The sequence below is a fragment of the Nocardia sp. NPDC049220 genome (assembly GCF_040647855.1).
In the GTDB taxonomy this organism is placed as follows: domain Bacteria; phylum Actinomycetota; class Actinomycetes; order Mycobacteriales; family Mycobacteriaceae; genus Nocardia.
The window spans coordinates 249,882-268,069 of sequence record NZ_JBEZDA010000002.1 but is presented as its reverse complement, the minus strand read 5'-3'; the positions used below and the strand labels follow the sequence as shown (position 1 = coordinate 268,069).

Sequence of the window (18,188 nt, the reverse complement as noted above, 5' to 3'; positions counted from 1 at the left end):
CGCGGTGCAGGTCACGACATTGCCCTCGAAGATTCGTCGGTCGTATCGTGATCGAAATCGACCGACGGCCCTATGATGCTGCCTACACACGCGCGGCGCCGAAACCGGGGCCGGCAAGACCAGCAGGCTGGTGGGGGTGGTCGAACCGCACTCACGGCACCGACATACACGGTCGAACAGGAGGTGGAGCGCCGTGCAGGGACTGATCCTGCAACTAACCCGTGCGGGGTTCCTTCTGCTGTTGTGGTTGTTCGTGTGGGCTGTGCTGCGCACGTTACGCAGCGACATCTACGCGGCATCCGGCATTCGGATTCAGCCCAGGGCCGCACGCGGTTCCGTGGTGCTGCCTTCCTTCAGCCGGGGCCAGAAGGGCGCCAAATTTCTTGTGGTGACTCAAGGTTCACTCGCCGGCACTCGCATATCGCTCGGCACCCAACCGGTGCTGATCGGTCGTGCGGACGACTCCACGCTGGTGCTCACTGATGATTACGCCTCGACCAGACATGCGCGACTCTCGCCGCGTGGTGACGACTGGTACGTGGAAGACCTCGGCTCGACGAATGGCACATACCTCGATCGCGCCAAGGTCACCACTGCCGTCCGAGTTCCGCTCGGCACCCCGGTCCGTGTCGGTAAAACAGTGATCGAGCTGCGATCGTGACACTTGTTCTCCGCTACGCAGCGCGCAGCGACCGTGGTCTCGTCAGAGGCAACAACGAAGACTCCGTCTACGCGGGCGCGCGACTGCTCGCACTCGCCGACGGCATGGGCGGTCATGCCGCGGGAGAAGTGGCATCCCAGCTGATGATCGCCGCGCTCGCACACCTCGACGACGACGAACCGGGCGACGATCTGCTCGGCAAACTCGACGCGGCGACCCGAGAGGGCAACGCCGCGATCGCCGATCAGGTCGAGGAAGAGCCCGAACTCGACGGCATGGGCACCACGCTCACGGCAATCTTGTTCGCGGGCAGAAAACTCGGCCTCGTGCATATCGGTGACTCGCGCGCCTACCTGCTACGCGGCGGCGAGCTCGCGCAGATCACACGGGACGACACGTTTGTCCAATCGCTGGTCGATGAGGGCAGGATCACACCCGAGCAGGCGCACACGCATCCGCAGCGTTCGCTGATCATGCGTGCCCTCACCGGCAACGAGATCGAGCCGACGCTGATCATGCGTGAGGCTCGCGCCGGTGACCGCTACCTGCTGTGCTCCGATGGCCTCTCCGATGTGGTCAGCGACGAGACCATCGCCAACACCATGCGCGAGGGCAACACCGACGAGTGTGCCGACCGGCTCATCGAGCTCGCGTTGCGCAGCGGCGGTCCGGACAACGTCACGGTGGTCGTGGCCGACGTGATCGATTTGGATTACGGCCAGAGCCATCCGATCGTGGCCGGCGCCGCGTCCGGCGTCGACGAGGACACCCCGCCACCGAACACCGCGGCGGGCCGCGCCTCCGCGCTACGTCCGCCGCGCGCCGCGCCGCGCAGGGCCGCCGCCACGCCGGAGAACCCCGCAGACGGGAAATCGCACCGACTGCGCTGGATCCTGCTGGCGGTCGCGTTGGTCGTCGCCGTCTGCGCCGGACTCCTGGTCGGCTACAAAATGATTCGCAGCAACTACTACGTCGGTGCGGATGACGGTTCGGTGGTGATCCTGCGCGGACTGCCCGGATCGATCCTCGGCTATTCGATCCACGACGTGAACTTGGTCGGCTGCGTGACCAGAAACGGTGAACTCACCCTGGTGGACCAGGGTGCTGACCTGCCGGGCGCATGTAAGCCGCTGCAGGTCAGCGATCTCAAGCAGACCGGCCGCGACCAGGTGGACAAGGGGCTACCGCCCGGTTCGCTGGACAAGGCCAAGGATTCGATGACCTATCTCGCGCAGCGAGAACTGTTACCACCGTGCCCGGGCAAGGCATTGGTACCGCAGCCGGGGGTCATCCCGCCGCCCGAGCCGGTAGCGCCCGCACCGACCACTGGTGCGCTCGCGCCGACCGCCGCCGCGCCGGGACCGACTACCGCGCAGCCTGCGCCGACCACCGCCGCGCCCGCACCGGGTCAGGATGACACCAGGGGTACCGAGATCAAGACGCCGACCAAGTCGGAGGCTCCTGTCTCGCCGTCGAGCACGTTGCCGAACCCCCAGATCGCGGGGGAGAACTGCCGGGTGACGGACTGATGTCCGCCCCTGCACCTCCGGCCGCTGGAGCCTTTCCCAGTCCCCCGGGCGGATTCGCTCCGGCGCCGCCGCCGAGCACCAGACGTAATGCGGAGTTGTTGCTGCTCGCCGCCGCGGCGGCGATCACCACGGTGTCGCTGTTTCTGGTCGAGGCCAGTCAGGAGCAATCGGTCACCTGGGAGATCGCCAAGTACGGTCTGGCGTATATGGCCTTGTTCGGCGGTGCGCATCTGGCCGTGCGGCGATTCGCACCGTTCGCCGATCCGCTGCTGTTGCCGATCGTCGCGCTGCTCAACGGCCTCGGCCTCGTGCTGATCCACCGGCTCGACCTCGCTGACGAGCAGACTGCCGCCTACAACTCCTGGGCGATGCCCTCCCCCGACGCCAACCAACAGATCCTGTGGACCGCGCTGGGCACGATCGGATTCATCGCCCTGCTGATCATGCTGCGCGACTACCGGACGTTGGCCCGCTACAGTTACACCCTCGGCCTGATCGGTCTCGTCGCACTGGCGATTCCAGCGATCCTGCCGAACAAGTATTCGGAGACCAACGGCGCGAAGATCTGGATCCGCCTGCCCGGGTTCAGCATGCAGCCCGGTGAGTTCGCGAAAATCCTGCTGATCATCTTCTTCGCATCGGTACTGGTCGCCAAGCGCGATCTGTTCACCGCCGCCGGGCGGCACGTGTTCGGTATGGAATTTCCGCGCGCCCGCGATCTCGGCCCGATTCTGGTGGTCTGGATCGTCTGCATCGGCGTGCTGGTGTTCGAGAAGGACCTCGGCACGTCGCTGCTGATCTTCAGCACCGTGCTGGTGATGCTCTACATCGCGACGGAGCGAGTCGGCTGGCTCATCATCGGTGGTGGGCTGCTGGCACTCGGATTCGTCTTCGCCTACCAACTGTTCGGCCATGTGCGGGTCCGGGTGGAAACCTGGCTGAATCCGTTCGACGACTACAACAACACCGGCTACCAGATCTCGCAGTCGCTGTTCGGTCTCGCCACCGGCGGCCTCGCCGGGACCGGGCTCGGCAGCGGACGGCCCAACCAGGTGCCCTTCGCCAAGACCGACTTCATCGTCACCACCATCGGTGAAGAACTCGGGCTGATCGGGCTCGCCGCGGTGCTCGTCGTGTTCCTGGTGTTCGTGGTGCGTGGGTTGCGCACGGCACTCGCGGTCCGCGACAGCTTCGGCAAACTGCTCGCGGCCGGCCTGTCGTTCACCATTGCGATCCAGTTGTTCGTGGTGGTCGGCGGCGTCACGAAGTTGATCCCGTTGACCGGTCTCACCACCCCTTTCATGTCCTACGGCGGCTCCTCGCTGCTGGCAAATTACGCATTGCTCGCGGTGCTGATCAAGATCTCGGACGCCGCACGGGCGCCGGCGCCGGTGCGCAAGAAAGAACCCGCGCCGATCGCGGACGCGCAGACCGAGATGCTGCGTCGTGACGCGGCACGACCGGAAGTGGGGCCCGCGACGTGAACACTCCGCTACGCCGGGTCGCGGTCGCGGTGATGGTGATGATCGTCGCACTGCTCTTGAACGCCACCTACGTCCAGGTGATCAAGGCCGACGACTATCGCAACGACCCGCGCAACTCGCGGGTGCTGCTCGACGAGTACTCCCGCCAGCGTGGGCAGATCTCCGCCGGCGGCGCCGTGCTGGCCAGTTCGGTGGCCACCGACGACCGTTACAAGTATCTGCGCACCTACCCGACCGATGCCGAGGCGTTCGCGCCGGCTACCGGCTTCTACTCGATGCAGTACGGCAGCACAGGTCTCGAGCGCGCCGAGGACTCGGTACTGAACGGGTCCGACAACCAGCTGTTCGGCAGCCGCCTCGTCGACTTGGTCTCCGGACGCGATCCGCGCGGCGGCAACGTGCTCACCACGCTCGACCCGGTGATGCAGCAGGTCGCCTATGACCAGATGACCAGCAAGGGCTACACCGGTTCGGTGGTGGCGATCGAGCCGAGCACGGGCAAAATTCTCGCTATGGTGTCCACGCCCAGTTACGACCCGAACCTGCTTTCCGGGCACGAGGGCGCGAGCGGCACCCAGGCGTGGGAAACCCTGAGTTCGGATCCGCGCCATCCGATGTTGAATCGCGCTATCTCACAGACCTACCCGCCCGGCTCCACATTCAAAGTGGTGGTCACGGCTGCCGCGCTGGCCAACCGTGCTGCGACCCCCGACGACCAGTTCACCGCGGCGCCGAACATCACGCTGCCCGGCACCACCACCACACTGGAGAACTACAACGGATCGACCTGCGGTCCCAACCCGACCGCGTCGCTCTTCGATGCGTTCCGGCGGTCGTGCAACACCGCGTTCGCCGAGCTCGGCATCAAAGTGGGCGCCACGAACCTCAAGGACGAGGCCGCCGCGTTCGGCATCGGCCCGCACCGCGGCATTCCGATGCCGGTGGCGGAGAGCACCGTCGGCACGATCTCCGACCCCGCAGCGCTGGCGCAGAGCAGCATCGGACAGCGAGATGTCGCGTTGACCCCGCTGGACAACGCAGTCATCGCGGCTACCGTTGCCAACGGCGGCGTCCGGATGGAGCCCTACCTGGTCGATCAGCTACAACGCCCGGATTTGAGCGAGCTGTCCAAGACCAAACCGGTCTCTGTGGGCCAAGCGGTCAGTGCCGAGGTAGCGTCGACCCTGACCAACCTGATGATCGCGTCGGAGAGCAACGCCGGAGGTAGCCAGGCCCCCTATCAGATCGCGTCCAAGACCGGCACCGCTGAGCACGGAACCAACCCGCGCAACACGCCGCCGCATGCTTGGTACATCGCGTTCGCCCCCGCGCAGAACCCGAAGATCGCTATCGCGGTAATCGTGGAGAACGGCGGGGATCGGGCGCTTGCCGCGACCGGTGGTTCGGTGGCCGCGCCGGTGGGTCGCGCGGTCCTGGACGCGGGTCTTCGAGGGGGCTGAACGATATGGATGTGCGAGTGAAGGTACGGGGACCTCGATGCTGAACAACGGTGCGATGATCGCCGACCGGTACCGGTTGCAACGACTGATCGCGACCGGCGGTATGGGCCAGGTCTGGGAAGCCCTTGACACCAGGCTGGACCGCCGGGTCGCGGTCAAGGTGCTCAAGTCGGAATTCTCCGCGGATCCGACGTTCCGGCATCGATTCCGCACCGAGGCGAAGACCACCGCCCAGCTGAATCACCCCGGTATCGCCGGTATCTACGACTACGGCGAGACCATCGATCCGCAGGGCAGCGAAACCGCCTACCTGGTCATGGAGCTGGTCCAGGGCGAGCCACTGAACACGGTGCTCAACCGGCTGGGCAGGTTGTCGGTGACCCAGGGCCTGGACATGCTGGAGCAGACCGGACGCGCGTTGGAGGTGGCGCACCGCGCCGGCGTTGTGCACCGCGACGTGAAGCCGGGCAACATCCTGGTAACGCCGACCGGCCAGGTGAAGATCACCGACTTCGGCATCGCGAAGGCGGTGGACGCCTCTCCGGTGACCAAGACCGGCATGGTGATGGGCACCGCCCAGTACATCGCGCCGGAACAGGCGATCGGCGAGGACGCCACCGCGGCCAGCGACGTGTACTCGCTCGGGGTGGTCGGTTACGAGGCGCTCTCCGGTCAGCGGCCGTTCATCGGGGACGGCGCGCTCACCGTCGCGATGAAGCATGTCCGGGAGACGCCACCGCCGATGCCGGCCGATCTGCCGGGCAACGTCCGCGAGTTGATCGAGATCACCATGGCCAAGGAGCCGGGACGCCGCTACGCCCGTGGCGGAGAGTTCGCCGACGCGATCGCGGCCGTGCGCGCTGGCCGCCGCCCGCCGCCGCCCAGCGGCAGCCATCCCGGCGCCTCCCTGACCGGAGCCACCCGGGTGCTGCCGCCCGGACCCACCTCCGTGATCCCCTCCACACCGCACGATTTCGACGGCGCGACGGTGCGTTACTCGACGCCCGCGGCCGGGGCGATCGGCGCGGCGAACCATGCCGGTTCCATCGCGGCTCCGCAGACCCTGATGAGCCAGGAAACCGGCGGCAACGGCAGGCACCCGGATGACGAGAAACGCTTCACCGCGTCACAGAAGTGGCTGGCCGGGCTCGGTATAGGCGCCGTACTGTTCGGCGCCGTCACGATCTTCCTGCTGTTCGGCGGTGACACCAATCCGAATACGACGCCGTCACCGACCACGACGATCACGACGAGCCCCAAGCCGGCGGCGCCGATCGTCACCACGACCACCCCCAAGCCGGTACTGCCGCCGGTGATCACGACCGTCCCGGAACCGACCACCACCGAGCCGACGACCACAACTCCGGAGCCGACGACGACCACGCCGACCACCACTACGGCACCCAGCACGACGAAGCCGACCACGACCGCGCCGACGTCTACGCGGCCGCGCGTTCCGACCCTCGAATTACCGTTTCCTAATTTTCCCGGTGCCCAAGGTCCCTCGGCCACCAGCAGCGCGCGCGCTACTTCTTCGCAAGGACAACCATGACGACCCCGAAGAATCTCTCCTCCCGCTACGAGCTGGGCGAGATCATCGGGTTCGGCGGAATGTCCGAGGTACACAAGGCACGAGATCTCCGGCTCAGCCGGGATGTGGCGATCAAGGTGTTGCGCGCCGACCTGGCGCGTGACCCCACGTTCTATCTCCGGTTCAAGCGCGAGGCGCAGAATGCGGCCGCGCTCAATCACCCGGCCATCGTCGCGGTGTACGACACCGGCGAGGCCGAGGTGGACGGTGGTCCGCTGCCGTACATCGTGATGGAGTACGTAGACGGCGATACGCTGCGCGACATCGTGCGCGGCAAGGGGCCGATACCGCCGCGGCGCGCGATGGAGGTCGTCGCCGATGTCTGTGCCGCATTGGATTTCAGCCACAAGGCCGGAATCGTGCACCGCGATATGAAGCCCGCGAACATCATGATCAACCGGGCAGGCGCGGTGAAGGTGATGGACTTCGGCATCGCCCGCGCGATCGCCGACAGTTCCAACCCGATGACGCAGACTGCCGCGGTGATCGGCACCGCACAGTATCTTTCGCCGGAGCAGGCCCGCGGCGAGACCGTGGACGCCCGTTCGGACGTCTACTCGGTCGGCTGTGTGCTGTTCGAAATACTTACCGGTGAGCCGCCTTTCACCGGCGACTCACCGATCGCGGTCGCCTACCAGCACGTCCGGGAGGACCCGCGGCTGCCCTCGCATGTGCACCCTGGGGTGCCACGTGAACTCGACTCGGTGGTGCTCAAGGCGATGAGCAAGAACCAGGCCAACCGGTACCAGACCGCGGCCGAGATGCGCGCCGACTTGATTCGGGTGCTCGGCGGCCAGAAGCCGAGTGCTCCGACGGTGATGACCGACGAGGACCGCACCACCATCATGGGTTCGGACGAGCCCCCGCCGCGCAACTACCGCACCGTCGAACGCAACGACGACACCGCGGAGCAGGAGCGGGCAGATCCGTCCAGCCAGCGCCGCACCGCCTATCTCGCACTCGGCGCCGCCGCGGCGATCGCGGTGGTGTTGGGATTGTTCTGGGTGCTGATCGGCCCTGGCAGCCGACCGGACCAAGTCGCCGTTCCCGACTTGTCCAACAGATCCTCCCAACAGGCGCAGGACGCGTTGCAGAAGCTCGGGTTCACGGTAGCGATCCAGCAGAAGGCCGACAGCAAGGTCGCGACCGGCAACGTGATCGCCACCCAGCCGCTCGGCGGCTCTCGGATCAACAAGAAGAGCACCGTCACGGTGCAGGTCTCCACTGGTCCCGCTCAGGTTCAGGTGCCGAAGCTGACCGGCCTGTCCCAGCAGCAAGCCGAACAGGAACTCAATGCCAAGGGGCTGCGGCTGAACCCGAACGTCGATCGCAAACCGTCGAGCACCGCGGAGAAGGACACGGTGATCGAGCAGAATCCGTCGCCGGGGTCGAAGACCGACGTCGACTGGGAGGTCGTCGTCACGATCGGCAGCGGTCCGGAGGCGGTGCGCGTTCCGTACGTCGTCGGGCAGATGATCGACGTGGCTCAGCCGAACATCGAGGGCAACGGCTTCAAGGTCGTCGTCCATGAGGTGCAGTCCTCGAAGCCGAAAGGTGAAGTGGTCGCGTCCAGCCCCGCGGGCGGCAACACGGCGGACAAAGGCTCCACGGTCGTTGTGCAGGTGTCCGCGGGCGACCTGAAAATGCCGTCGCTGATCGGTCTCTCGGTCTCGCAGGCGGTGGAGAAACTTCGTTCGGAGGGCTGGACGGGCAGCACGAGCCAGATCAGTCAGTCCCCACAGGGCACGTTCGACGCGGGCAGCGTGGGTCGAGTGCTCAGCCAACAACCGTCCGCCGGAAGCTCGATCCAGAAGAGCGGCGCCGTCGCGCTAGGTGTGGGGGTACTCGGCCCGCCGTGAATTTTGGTCGATTCCGCGTCAGCGTCCGGCATGGCGAAAACCAGACCATTCGGTGTGAAGTGCGGAAGAATGAGCGTGCTCCATCCTAATCAGCACAGCTGAACACGAGGAGGTAGCTCATGACCACCGCCAGGGACATCATGAAACCCGGCGCACAGTGGATCGCCAAGGACGAGACCGTCGGGAAGGCCGCCCGTGTCATGGCCGAACTCGGCGTCGGATCACTGGTCATCTCGGATGAGAACGAGCGGATGTGCGGCATAGTCACCGACCGCGACATCGTGGTGAAGTGCATTGCCCAGGGGCGGCCACCGGCCACCACCATGGTGGCCGAGATGTGCGAGTCGACGCCACGCTGGGTCGACGCCGACGCGGATATAGAGTTCGTGCTCGACGAGATGGAAAGTCACCGGATCAAGCGCATGCCGGTGATCGAGAACAAGCGCCTCGTCGGCATGATCAGCGAATCCGATCTGGCCAGGCACTTGGACGACAACCAGCTCGGTGAGTTCGTGACCGCGGTCTACGGACGGCCGTAGGGTCTAGGACAGGTCCAGGTGGCGGTTCATCGACATCGCCGCCGCCGCCAGTTCGCGGAGTTCGACCACTTCGACGCCGTGCTGCCGCAGCTTCTCTACACCGACACAATCGGTCACGAAGGTCGCGGGCTCCCGCCAGGCGATGACAACTCGAGGGATCCCCGCGCGCACGATGCGATCGGTGCACGGCAGCCGGGTCGGAGTGCCGCGCTGCGAACAAGGCTCGAGAGTGCTGTAGAGGGTCGCCGTGAACATTCTGTTGTCGTCCACGGCAAGTTTGTCGAGAGCGGACTCCTCCGCATGCACCTTCTCGTCGGTCTCCCTGGAGTAGCCGGAGGCGATCTCCACACCCTCGGCCACGATGACCGCGCCAACCGAGAACGCGGTCGCACTCGGCGGGCATCGGCGGGCGAGGTCGATCGCCCGCCGCATGAACCACTCGTCGCGTTCCGTGTGTTCAGCACCCACCCGACAACCTCCTGATTTCGCGCACTCCGATCACCCGGTGCGCCGGCCGGCAGTATCAGCCTTCGGCAGATAGCGCAGCACCGCGACGTCACCGACCTGGGTGACATCCGCGAGCCGCATCCGGCGATGCGGTGCCCCCGGGTAGGCGGCGGCGGCCAGAAATCGTGGCGCCGCCGTGTCGCCGACCAGGATCGGAGCGACCGCTACATGCAGTTCGTCGGCCAGACCCGCAGCCAGGAAGGCGGTGTGCACGCGCGTACCGCCTTCCACCATGAGGCGGGCGACGCCACGAGCGCCCAAGTCGTCGAGTAACACGTCGAAATCGAGATCGTCGCCGAGTCTTACCACCTCCGCCAGACCAGCCAGCCGCCCGGCAAGCTTCGCCGCACCCGCATCGGTGGTGTAGACGAGTTTGCCGCCGCCGTGGTGCCAGAACCTCAGGTCGGAGTCCAGATCACCGCTCGCCGAGACGGTCACCTTGAGCGGATACTCCGGCTTGCCGGCCAAGACCCGCGCGGTTCTCCGTTCCGCGCTGTCCACCAACAGCCGTGGGTTATCGCTGCGCAGCGTCTGCGCGCCGACGAGAATCGCGTCGGAGTCCGCGCGTACCTGGTCGACTCGATCGAAGTCCGCCGCGCCCGACAGTCGCAGCCGCTCGGGACTCGCGTCATCGATATAGCCGTCGACGCTCACGGCCACCGACAGCAGCACGTACGGACGGGTCACTGCAGCACCAGCGCGGCGACCTCCGCCTCCAGCGTCCGCACCAGCCCCTCGGCAGGACGCTCGCCGCACACGTCGAGCCAGTTCGCCAACATCCGGTGCCCACCCTGGGTCAGCACCGATTCGGGATGGAACTGCACACCGTGGATCGGCAGGGTGCGGTGGCGCATGGCCATCACGATCCCGCTCTCGGTGCGTCCGAGCACCTCGATCTCCTCCGGTAGCGTCTCCTCGACGACGGTGAGCGAGTGGTACCGGGTGGCGGTGAAGGGGTCGGGCAGACCGGCCAACACGCCCGCACCGATATGAAATACCGAGCTCGTCTTGCCGTGCAGCAATTCGGGGGCCCTGGTGACGGTGGCGCCGAACGCCGCGCCGATCGCCTGGTGGCCGAGGCACACGCCGAGCAGTGGAACACTGTTGTCGGCACAGGCGCGCACCAGCGCGATGCTGGCGCCGGCCCGGTCCGGGGTGCCCGGTCCCGGGCTGATCAGGATGCCGTCGAAGTCGCGCACGACGGCGTCGACATCGGACAGCTGCGGGTCGTCGTTGCGCCAGACCACGGCATCCACACCGAGTTGGCCGAGGTACTGCACAAGGTTGAAGACGAAGCTGTCGTAATTGTCGACGACCAGAACACGCATGGGATCGAGATTACGTGCCCGCCCGGCACGACGTCGCATCCATTACCAGTTGGGATAGCCTAGAGGCACACCGGAGGGCGCCGCAGCCTCGTCCACAGCGGCGAGTGAGCTCGGCAGATGATCGAACCGAATCCGCCTGCCGGTACCGACCTGCACGCCGAATACGAGGACGTCATGCCCAAGTCGAAGGTCCGCAAGAAGGCCGACTATACGATCAACCCCGCCAGCCGGATCCCGGTGAAGGTGAAGGCCGGGCCGTCTCCGGTCTGGTATGTCGCCATCATGCTCGGGTTCATGCTCGCCGGGCTGGTCTGGTTGCTGGTCTACTATCTGGCCGCCGAACAGATCGGTTGGATGAACGATCTCAACGCGTGGAACTTCCTGATCGGATTCGGTCTGATGGTGGTCGGCTTGATCATGACGATGCGTTGGCGCTGATCGCAGCGGATTACAGACGTGTCATTCATACACACCTGTGGATGAGCCTGTGGACAACTCGAGGAGTGATGGGGGAGCGATGTGACTCCTGAGCCGGTGGATCCGCCAGCACCGGACCCCGAACCGCACATCTGGACCACCCCGGCCGCCGGCCTCGTCGCCGTGGCGGTGGGAGGGGTCATCCTGGCCGCGGCAGCGATACTCACCGGCGACGCGGCCAGCCGGCTACTCGTCGGGCTGGCGGCGATCGGGCTACTCGGCCTCGCCGGCCTCGGATTCCGACAGCGACCGCGTCTGTCAGTGCAGCCGGGCGCACACCCCCGCCTGGTGGTCCGCACGTTGACCGGTCCCGTCGAATACTTCCGCGACCAGATCATCCGCACCCGCGTAGTCAGCTACCGCCGTCTCGGACGAAAAGTGCCGATGCTGGAGATCGACGTCGAGCGCGCGGGCACCGAACGACTGCTGATCTTCGGCCGCTGGGATCTGGGCGCCAATCCCGAAAACGTGTACCACGACCTCGTCGAGGCGTTGCGCCTGTCCGAGGACACGACCCGCTGAATCGCGACCTCTCCGGCCGCGGATGTTTCACGTGAAGCACGAATTCCGATGTCAGACAGCCAGCGTCAGCGCGGTCGCACCCACCACCGACAAGGCCACAATCGCGACGAACGCCACCGCCACCCACCCGATCAATCGGGCGGCTTCCGGTGACTTCGCCTGCAACCACTGTGGCAGGAACAGGACGCCGAGCGTCGCGATCGTGCCGGCCGCCAGCCCGCCGAGATGTCCCCAGAGCGAAATGCCTGGCAGGGAGAAGCTGATGAACACGTTGATGCCGATGAGAATCAACATTTGATTCGGGCTCTGCCGCAACCTGATCAGAATGACCGTGATCGCACCGAACAATCCGTACACCGCGCCGGACGCACCCGCTGTCACCGTGTTCTGCGCGAACACCATGACCGCGGCCGAGCCGCCGAGCAGCGAGACCAGATACACCGCGAGGTAGCGCAGCCGCCCGAGCACCAGTTCGGCGTCGCGCCCCACCACGTACAGCGCGAACATATTGAGCAGCAGATGGATCGGACCGTAGTGCAGGAAGCCGGAACCGAGCACCCGCCACCACTCGCCCTCCGCGACAGCGGGGACGTACAGCACCCAATCCAGGAACAACGCAGAACCGCGTTGGTTGTCCAACAGACTCTTCGCCTGCGCCGCGGTGACTGCGAAGACAGCCACATTGACGGCGATCAAGGCGTAGGTCACATACGGCACCGGCTTCGCTGCCGTCCGTGCGCCTGCCACAGTGCGCACCGGCACTACATCGCGCTGGTCCTGGCGCAGGCAATCGACGCAGTGTTGGCCTACCGCGGCGGGACGCAAACATTCCGCACAGGCAGGCCTCCCGCAGCGCGTGCAGGCCAGACCGGTCGGACGGTTCGGGTGGCGGACGCACGTCGGTGCGGGTGGCTGGGGGTTCATAGTCTCATTCGATAGTGATCTTGGTGATGACGACGGGCTCGAGCGGACGATCGTTCCGATCGGTCCTGGTGCTCGCGATCGAGTCGACGACCTTGCGCGAATCCACGTCGACGACTTCACCGAAGATCGTGTGCTTGCGGTTCAGGTGCTTCTGCGGACCGACGGTGATGAAGAATTGTGAGCCGTTGGTGCCCGGCCCGGCATTGGCCATCGCCAGCAGGTAACCGCGGTCGAAACGCAGTTCGGGGTGGAACTCGTCACCGAACTCGTAGCCTGGCCCGCCGCGACCGGTACCGGTCGGATCGCCCCCCTGAATCATGAAGCCATCCATCACCCGGTGGAACACCGCGCCGTCGTAGAACGGACCGCTGCGACCGCCACTGGCGTTCGCGGTGGTGTACTGCGCCGAACCATCGGCGAGCCCGACGAAATTGCGGACCGTCTTGGGTGCGTGGTTACCGAAGAGCGAGATCTTGATATCGCCGTGATTCGTATGCAAAGTAGCCACGGACGTCTGATTCGGTGAGGTCACGCCGCCCATCGTGCCACGGACGACGGCGACGGCGAGGAACTGGGCTGTACCACGCTGTGAGCTGGACCTCCTGCGCGATCAATCGGGTTGTGCGAGAGTGGTCGAATGACCTCGGGGCGCCTGCATGTCTCTACCCGTTCGCGGAATCGGCTCATCGTCGCTGCCGCCGTCGCGCTGGCGGGTGGCGTGGCCTGGTTGGTGCGTACCCGGCGGCCACAGCCGCCGGCACCCGCCCCCGCGCCACCCCGCATCGGATACTCCCGAAACGGCTCCGCGCCGACCCCCTTGGCGGGAGCCGGCACGGAGAACAGTCGCTGACACCGAAAAGAGAAGGTCAGCGACTGACCGCCTTCTTGTACTGATGCAAAGCCAGCGGGACGAAAACCACCAGGATCACCACCACCCAGATCAGTGAGGTGGCTACCGGATGCTGGATCGACCAAGTGTCCGAGGGCGGAGCCAGCGGGCTGGTGTTGCCGAACAGATCCCGGGTCGCCTGGGTGAGCGCGGACACCGGGTTCCACTCCGCGATCACCCGCAGCACGGTGGGCAGCTTGTCACTGGGCACGAACGTGTTGGCAATGAAGGTGAGCGGGAAGACCACCATGAAACTGGCGTTGTTGAAGACCTCGGGCGCCCGCACCAGCAGACCGACCACGGCCATGATCCAGGACACCGCGTAGGCGAACAGCAACAGCAACACGTACGCCAACACAGCGTCGAGGAACGAGCCGCGAATCCGCCAGCCGACGACGAAACCGGTCAGTGACATCACCGTCAGGCTGACCACGTTGATCACCACGTCGCTGAGCGTGCGACCGACCAGTACCGCCGATGACGCCATCGGCAACGAGCGGAATCGGTCGATGATGCCCTTCTGCATGTCCTCGGCAAGGCCCGCACCGGTGAAGGTCGCGCCGAATACCACGGTCTGCGCGAAGATGCCCGCGATGAGGAACTCGCGGTAGCCCCCGGAGAGCCCTGGCACGTCGATGGCCGCGCCGAAGATGTAGGCGAACAACAGCACGAACATGATCGGCGACAGTGTCGAGAAGATCAGGACGTCGGGTACCCGCTTGATCTTGATGACATTGCGTTTCGCGATGGTCAGGCTATCGCTGACCACGATGGACAGTCGTTCTCCAGGCGAGAGCCGTTCCAGGACCGGAGCCGCGGTGGTCATCGAGATATTCCTTTCACTGCTTCCAGTTTGTCGTTCGCGCCGCGGCCATCACCATTGGTCAACGCCTCGGCCTCGTGTCCAGTCAGGGTGAGAAAGACGTCGTCGAGCGACGGGCGCCGCAAGCCGACATCGTGGATCTGGACGTTGTGCTCGGCCAGTTTGCCGACCGCCTCGACCAGCGCCTGCGATCCGTTGGAGACCGGAACGGTGATCCGGCGCAGCCCGGATTCGAGGTGGATCTCGCCGTCCGCCAAGCTCTTCAGCGCGGCCTCTGCGGTCACGAGATTGTCGGCGTGATCGACGGTCAGCTCGATACGATCGCCACCGACGAGGGTCTTGAGTTCGTCGGCGGTGCCTTTGGCGATCACCTTGCCATGATCGATCACCGCTATGGAGTCGGCGAGCCGGTCGGCCTCCTCCATGTACTGCGTGGTGAGGAGCAGGGTTGTCCCGCCCGCGACCAACTCTTCGATCACATCCCAGAGGTCCAGGCGCGCACGGGGATCCAGCCCGGTGGTCGGCTCATCGAGGAACAGCACCGGTGGGTTCGCGACCAGCGCGCCCGCCAGGTCGAGCCGGCGGCGCATACCGCCGGAATAGCCCTTCACCGGCCGATCCGCGGCATCGGTGAGTCGGAATCGTTCGAGCAGTTCCCGTGCGCGTTCTTTACTGCGCTGCACGCCCATGTGATACAGACGTCCCACCATTTCCAAATTCTCGAAACCGGTGAGGTATTCGTCGACTGCGGCGTATTGACCCGACGCGCCGATTCGTGAGCGCAATGCCTGGGGTTCGCGCAGCACGTCGATTCCCGCGACCGTCGCGCGTCCGGCGTCCGGCACCAACAGCGTGGTGAGCACCCGGACGGCAGTGGTCTTACCTGCACCGTTGGGTCCGAGTAGTGCCGTGACAGTCCCCTCCGGGACCGCGAGGTCGAGTCCGTCGAGGGCAATCAGCTGGCCGTATCGTTTGACCAGACCCTCGACGACTATTGCGTCGGGCATGACTCTCCTGGGGTTCGTAAGTTTCGATATCGGTAATGGACGACACCAAACGGCTCCGGCGTCGCTTCGCTGGATGGGTAACCAGCCGATACTCGGGTGCTCGAGTCAGTATTGCTCCGCCCACCGACAAATTCATCCGATTTGTTCGGGGTGCACCGGTGCCAGCAGCGGCCACTTTCCGCGAACGGGGGCGGGCCGAACAAGTGGAACGCTCGGTCGAGTCGATTGGCACGAACACATGTTCGCATCGGGGTACGACAGGTTTCGCCGTCTCGCGACATGCCACGTATGCGACACGCGGCGCGGATTGATCCGCCGTCCCGCGCGAACACCACAGGTCCGATCGTGGTGCACCATGCACAGCAATTGGTCGGGTGCTGTGGACCCCGATCGCAGTAGCAGTTCATTCGACGGCAGTGGCACGGAATTCGCTGCTCGACAACACATTTGGCAAATAGCAGGCCACCGGTCGGAAACATGGCAAACCGACCACCGGTCAGTCGCTCTGGCTATCGGGTGTCGACCCGGCGCACCGACCCGAAAAAACTTGGAAAGTGGCAGTCCCCACGCACACACAATTCCGGATCATCGAGTAGCATCGTTCACGTCGGCCCCTCCCCCCCGGGCCGACCCTACGCGGGCCTCGGCTAACTCCCCCCCTTCGCCGAGGCCCGCTCCCCATTTCCAGGCCAGGTCAAGGACTATCCGGCCGGTCGGATTCCGGCAGTACCGACCGCCACGCAGCGACCAATCGCTGACCGCGTACCCGCCCCGCCGTCGCGAGCAGCGGACGGTCGCGCTCCCACCACTGTCGCGTCGTCAAGTCGGTCGACTCCCACAGCGGGTTCAACTCGGCCAGCACTTCGTCGAACAATTCGAAGGTCCCGCCGAGCGCGATGTGCACGCCCGGCGAATTCGGCGCATCGATGTCCAACCCACGCACTGCTGCCAACACGGTGAGCAATCGCTGCCGACCGGCCCGCGACCAGCCCGACACACGGGCCACCCGCATCAGCCAGCCCATAGTGGCCGCCAGTACGTGGATGTCCTCGATCGTGCGAAACGGCTTCAGGTAGTCCAGATATCCGTCGCCGGGTAGCACCCGCGCCCGCACGACGGTCAGCCGCACAGACGCGTGCGGGATCTCCGGCGCGAAGGCGAGTGCGGGGTTGTTCGTCACGCGCACCCCCGCTTCGCGCGCGTCGACCATGGTGGCGCGCAGCCGGTTCCGTCCGTCCGGCGCCGTACCGACGGAGGCGATCACAAGCAGCCGTTGGGCGAAGACACCCATCGTCACGAACGACTTCGTGTCGTTCACCAGCCACGCGCCGTCCCGCTCGGCGAGCACAGTGTGGATCGCCGAGGGATGGCCGCCACTTTCCTCGGTCGCGCACATCGCGACCAGTTCGTCGGCCGACAGTTCCGGGATCAGCGTCCGCAACGCCGCCTGGTATCCGGACAGAAAGGCGAAGCCGAGCCGGTCGGCGCCGAATCCACCCGCGATCGCCACATCGACCGGCCCATCGAACCGGTTCGCGGCCACTCGATGTCGGGTCCACGCCGCGGTGACATCATCGAGTGGGGCAGTCGGCACCGGCTCGGTCAGCAGGAAGTCGAGCAGAGAGTCCACCCCCGCATCATCGGTCACCCCGGCCGGCCATGGGAACCTGCACTTCGACGTCACCGCGGTGCCGCGCGAAAAACCATACCGCGGGCCGAGCGCACAGCACCGGACGAGATCTGGTGAGCAGGCGGCAACCTCCGGCGGTGCGTAGCCGAATTCTCTGGATGAGCCTGTATCACTGAATGGTCGAATCCGACGGTTAAGGAGCCTGAACTGTGCCGAAGCTGGACGATGTGCGCAGAAAGGAACTCGTCGACGCGAATGCGAGGCTGTCCTGGGTGCTCGCCGCGCTCGCCGGCCTGATCGGTGCGGCAGCGTTCACGCACACAGCTGGCTACTTCGTCACCTTCATGACGGGCAATACCGAGCGGGCGATCCTCGGACACTTCCACGACGAGCCCGACGTGGCGGTGGCGGCCGCCACGCTGCTGGTGTCCTTCCTGTCCGGTGTCGTGGTTGCCTCGTGGTGTCGACGGCGCTACTGGTCCGGGCACCCGCACGGCCCTACCCTGCTCACCACCGTGTGCCTGGCACTCGCTTCGGCCGTCGACATCCTGATGTTTCGTACGACCACCGAACGGATCGACTTGGCGCCGATCTTGTTCGTCGCGTTCGGAGTCGGGGCGCTCAATACGTCATTCGTGCGGAACGGGGAGGTGTCGGTGCCGCTGAGTTACGTCACCGGCACCCTGGTCAAACTGGGCCAGGGCATCGAACGCCACCTCAGTGGCGGCGACTACGCCGACTGGCTCGGATATTTTCTGCTCTTTACCAGTTTCGCGCTCGGCGCCCTGTTCGGCGGATTGCTGAGCTTGCTGGTCGCCGGCTGGGCGATGCTGATCACCGCCACCGTCGTGTGCTTGATCGTCACCGGCTACACCTATCTGCACCTGGACCGACACGGACCGCTCGAGCGATGATCTTGTCGCGCTGCGACTGTCGGCGACCGCGGTTACGGTGGCCG

19 protein-coding genes are annotated in these 18,188 nt (G+C 65.7%); 11 read left to right on the top strand and 8 right to left on the bottom strand.

Annotation, left to right across the window (positions count from 1 at the left end; all coding sequences use genetic code 11):
* The first annotated feature begins 193 nt into the window (after positions 1–193).
* The 7 genes from AB0C34_RS08535 (at position 194) to AB0C34_RS08505 (ending at position 9,123) form a co-directional block, all read left to right on the top strand.
* Entirely contained in the window at positions 194–661 is a 468-nt protein-coding gene (locus tag AB0C34_RS08535) for an FHA domain-containing protein (RefSeq protein ID WP_357068958.1), read from the top strand.
* Positions 658–2,190, top strand: coding sequence for a PP2C family serine/threonine-protein phosphatase (locus tag AB0C34_RS08530; RefSeq protein ID WP_357068956.1), 1,533 nt, complete (start codon positions 658–660; stop codon positions 2,188–2,190). Before AB0C34_RS08535 ends, AB0C34_RS08530 begins: the two co-directional genes overlap by 4 nt.
* Positions 2,190–3,674 carry an FtsW/RodA/SpoVE family cell cycle protein gene (locus tag AB0C34_RS08525; RefSeq protein WP_357068954.1) on the top strand — a complete coding sequence of 495 codons (1,485 nt, stop codon included), beginning with the start codon at positions 2,190–2,192 and terminating at the stop codon, positions 3,672–3,674. The genes AB0C34_RS08530 and AB0C34_RS08525 overlap by 1 nt, the downstream gene beginning before the upstream one ends.
* The gene (locus tag AB0C34_RS08520; RefSeq protein ID WP_357068952.1) at positions 3,671–5,134 is read left to right on the top strand and encodes a penicillin-binding protein 2; all 1,464 of its coding nucleotides are present in this window, start codon (positions 3,671–3,673) and stop codon (positions 5,132–5,134) included. Before AB0C34_RS08525 ends, AB0C34_RS08520 begins: the two co-directional genes overlap by 4 nt.
* Positions 5,135–5,171: 37 nt before the next feature.
* On the top strand, positions 5,172–6,686 hold the full coding sequence (locus AB0C34_RS08515) for a protein kinase (RefSeq protein ID WP_357068950.1): 1,515 nt from the start codon (positions 5,172–5,174) through the stop codon (positions 6,684–6,686).
* Complete coding sequence (gene pknB / locus AB0C34_RS08510) at positions 6,683–8,584, top strand: Stk1 family PASTA domain-containing Ser/Thr kinase (RefSeq protein ID WP_357068948.1); 1,902 nt, start codon at positions 6,683–6,685, stop codon at positions 8,582–8,584. The genes AB0C34_RS08515 and pknB overlap by 4 nt, the downstream gene beginning before the upstream one ends.
* A gap of 119 nt (positions 8,585–8,703) precedes the next feature.
* Positions 8,704–9,123 (top strand): CBS domain-containing protein, encoded by a 420-nt coding sequence (locus AB0C34_RS08505; protein WP_357068946.1) that lies wholly within the window; start codon positions 8,704–8,706, stop codon positions 9,121–9,123.
* 3 nt (positions 9,124–9,126) lie between these two features.
* On the opposite strand, the gene AB0C34_RS08500 is transcribed toward AB0C34_RS08505, so the two are convergent.
* The 3 genes from AB0C34_RS08500 to AB0C34_RS08490 are packed head-to-tail and all read right to left on the bottom strand — an operon-like array spanning position 9,127 to position 10,958.
* Positions 9,127–9,591, bottom strand: coding sequence for a deaminase (locus AB0C34_RS08500; RefSeq protein WP_357068944.1), 465 nt, complete (start codon positions 9,589–9,591; stop codon positions 9,127–9,129).
* Between the two features lie 30 nt (positions 9,592–9,621).
* Entirely contained in the window at positions 9,622–10,317 is a 696-nt protein-coding gene (locus AB0C34_RS08495) for a dihydrofolate reductase family protein (RefSeq protein WP_357068942.1), read from the bottom strand.
* Entirely contained in the window at positions 10,314–10,958 is a 645-nt protein-coding gene (locus AB0C34_RS08490) for an aminodeoxychorismate/anthranilate synthase component II (protein WP_357068940.1), read from the bottom strand. The genes AB0C34_RS08495 and AB0C34_RS08490 overlap by 4 nt, the downstream gene beginning before the upstream one ends.
* A gap of 174 nt (positions 10,959–11,132) precedes the next feature.
* Here AB0C34_RS08490 and crgA point away from each other — a divergent pair, with 174 nt between their 5' ends.
* Complete coding sequence (crgA, locus tag AB0C34_RS08485) at positions 11,133–11,396, top strand: cell division protein CrgA (RefSeq protein WP_357070065.1); 264 nt, start codon at positions 11,133–11,135, stop codon at positions 11,394–11,396.
* An 81-nt stretch (positions 11,397–11,477) separates the two neighbouring features.
* A complete protein-coding gene (locus AB0C34_RS08480; RefSeq protein ID WP_357068938.1) occupies positions 11,478–11,957 on the top strand; it encodes a PH domain-containing protein in 480 nt (159 codons plus the stop codon).
* Between the two features lie 51 nt (positions 11,958–12,008).
* Here AB0C34_RS08480 and AB0C34_RS08475 read toward each other — a convergent pair whose 3' ends face one another.
* Positions 12,009–12,881 carry a rhomboid family intramembrane serine protease gene (locus AB0C34_RS08475; protein ID WP_357068936.1) on the bottom strand — a complete coding sequence of 291 codons (873 nt, stop codon included), beginning with the start codon at positions 12,879–12,881 and terminating at the stop codon, positions 12,009–12,011.
* 4 nt (positions 12,882–12,885) lie between these two features.
* Entirely contained in the window at positions 12,886–13,413 is a 528-nt protein-coding gene (locus AB0C34_RS08470) for a peptidylprolyl isomerase (protein WP_357068935.1), read from the bottom strand.
* A 105-nt stretch (positions 13,414–13,518) separates the two neighbouring features.
* Between AB0C34_RS08470 and AB0C34_RS08465 the strand changes: the two genes are divergently transcribed.
* Positions 13,519–13,731, top strand: a complete 213-nt coding sequence (locus tag AB0C34_RS08465) for a hypothetical protein (protein WP_357068933.1) — start codon at positions 13,519–13,521, stop codon at positions 13,729–13,731.
* 16 nt (positions 13,732–13,747) lie between these two features.
* Here AB0C34_RS08465 and AB0C34_RS08460 read toward each other — a convergent pair whose 3' ends face one another.
* The 3 genes from AB0C34_RS08460 to AB0C34_RS08450 form a co-directional block, all read right to left on the bottom strand.
* A complete protein-coding gene (locus AB0C34_RS08460) occupies positions 13,748–14,596 on the bottom strand; it encodes an ABC transporter permease (protein ID WP_357068931.1) in 849 nt (282 codons plus the stop codon).
* Complete coding sequence (locus AB0C34_RS08455) at positions 14,593–15,600, bottom strand: ATP-binding cassette domain-containing protein (protein ID WP_357068929.1); 1,008 nt, start codon at positions 15,598–15,600, stop codon at positions 14,593–14,595. The genes AB0C34_RS08460 and AB0C34_RS08455 overlap by 4 nt, the downstream gene beginning before the upstream one ends.
* Before the next feature lie 694 nt (positions 15,601–16,294).
* Positions 16,295–17,230 (bottom strand): acyl-CoA dehydrogenase family protein, encoded by a 936-nt coding sequence (locus tag AB0C34_RS08450; protein WP_357068927.1) that lies wholly within the window; start codon positions 17,228–17,230, stop codon positions 16,295–16,297.
* Between the two features lie 209 nt (positions 17,231–17,439).
* On the opposite strand from AB0C34_RS08450, the gene AB0C34_RS08445 reads away from it, so the two are divergent.
* Positions 17,440–18,144, top strand: coding sequence for a YoaK family protein (locus AB0C34_RS08445; RefSeq protein ID WP_357068925.1), 705 nt, complete (start codon positions 17,440–17,442; stop codon positions 18,142–18,144).
* The last annotated feature ends 44 nt before the right edge of the window (positions 18,145–18,188 follow it).

What these genes read in the sequence shown, in the direction of transcription:
- pknB (WP_357068948.1), top strand. Translation starts at nt 6,683, where the DNA reads ATGACGACCCCGAAGAATCTCTCCTCCCGCTACGAGCTGGGCGAGATC.
- crgA (WP_357070065.1), top strand. Translation starts at nt 11,133, where the DNA reads ATGCCCAAGTCGAAGGTCCGCAAGAAGGCCGACTATACGATCAACCCC.
- AB0C34_RS08475 (WP_357068936.1), bottom strand. Translation starts at nt 12,881, where the DNA reads ATGAACCCCCAGCCACCCGCACCGACGTGCGTCCGCCACCCGAACCGT.
- AB0C34_RS08525 (WP_357068954.1), top strand. Translation starts at nt 2,190, where the DNA reads ATGTCCGCCCCTGCACCTCCGGCCGCTGGAGCCTTTCCCAGTCCCCCG.
- AB0C34_RS08490 (WP_357068940.1), bottom strand. Translation starts at nt 10,958, where the DNA reads ATGCGTGTTCTGGTCGTCGACAATTACGACAGCTTCGTCTTCAACCTT.
- AB0C34_RS08455 (WP_357068929.1), bottom strand. Translation starts at nt 15,600, where the DNA reads ATGCCCGACGCAATAGTCGTCGAGGGTCTGGTCAAACGATACGGCCAG.
- AB0C34_RS08515 (WP_357068950.1), top strand. Translation starts at nt 5,172, where the DNA reads ATGCTGAACAACGGTGCGATGATCGCCGACCGGTACCGGTTGCAACGA.
- AB0C34_RS08465 (WP_357068933.1), top strand. Translation starts at nt 13,519, where the DNA reads ATGACCTCGGGGCGCCTGCATGTCTCTACCCGTTCGCGGAATCGGCTC.
- AB0C34_RS08505 (WP_357068946.1), top strand. Translation starts at nt 8,704, where the DNA reads ATGACCACCGCCAGGGACATCATGAAACCCGGCGCACAGTGGATCGCC.
- AB0C34_RS08460 (WP_357068931.1), bottom strand. Translation starts at nt 14,596, where the DNA reads ATGACCACCGCGGCTCCGGTCCTGGAACGGCTCTCGCCTGGAGAACGA.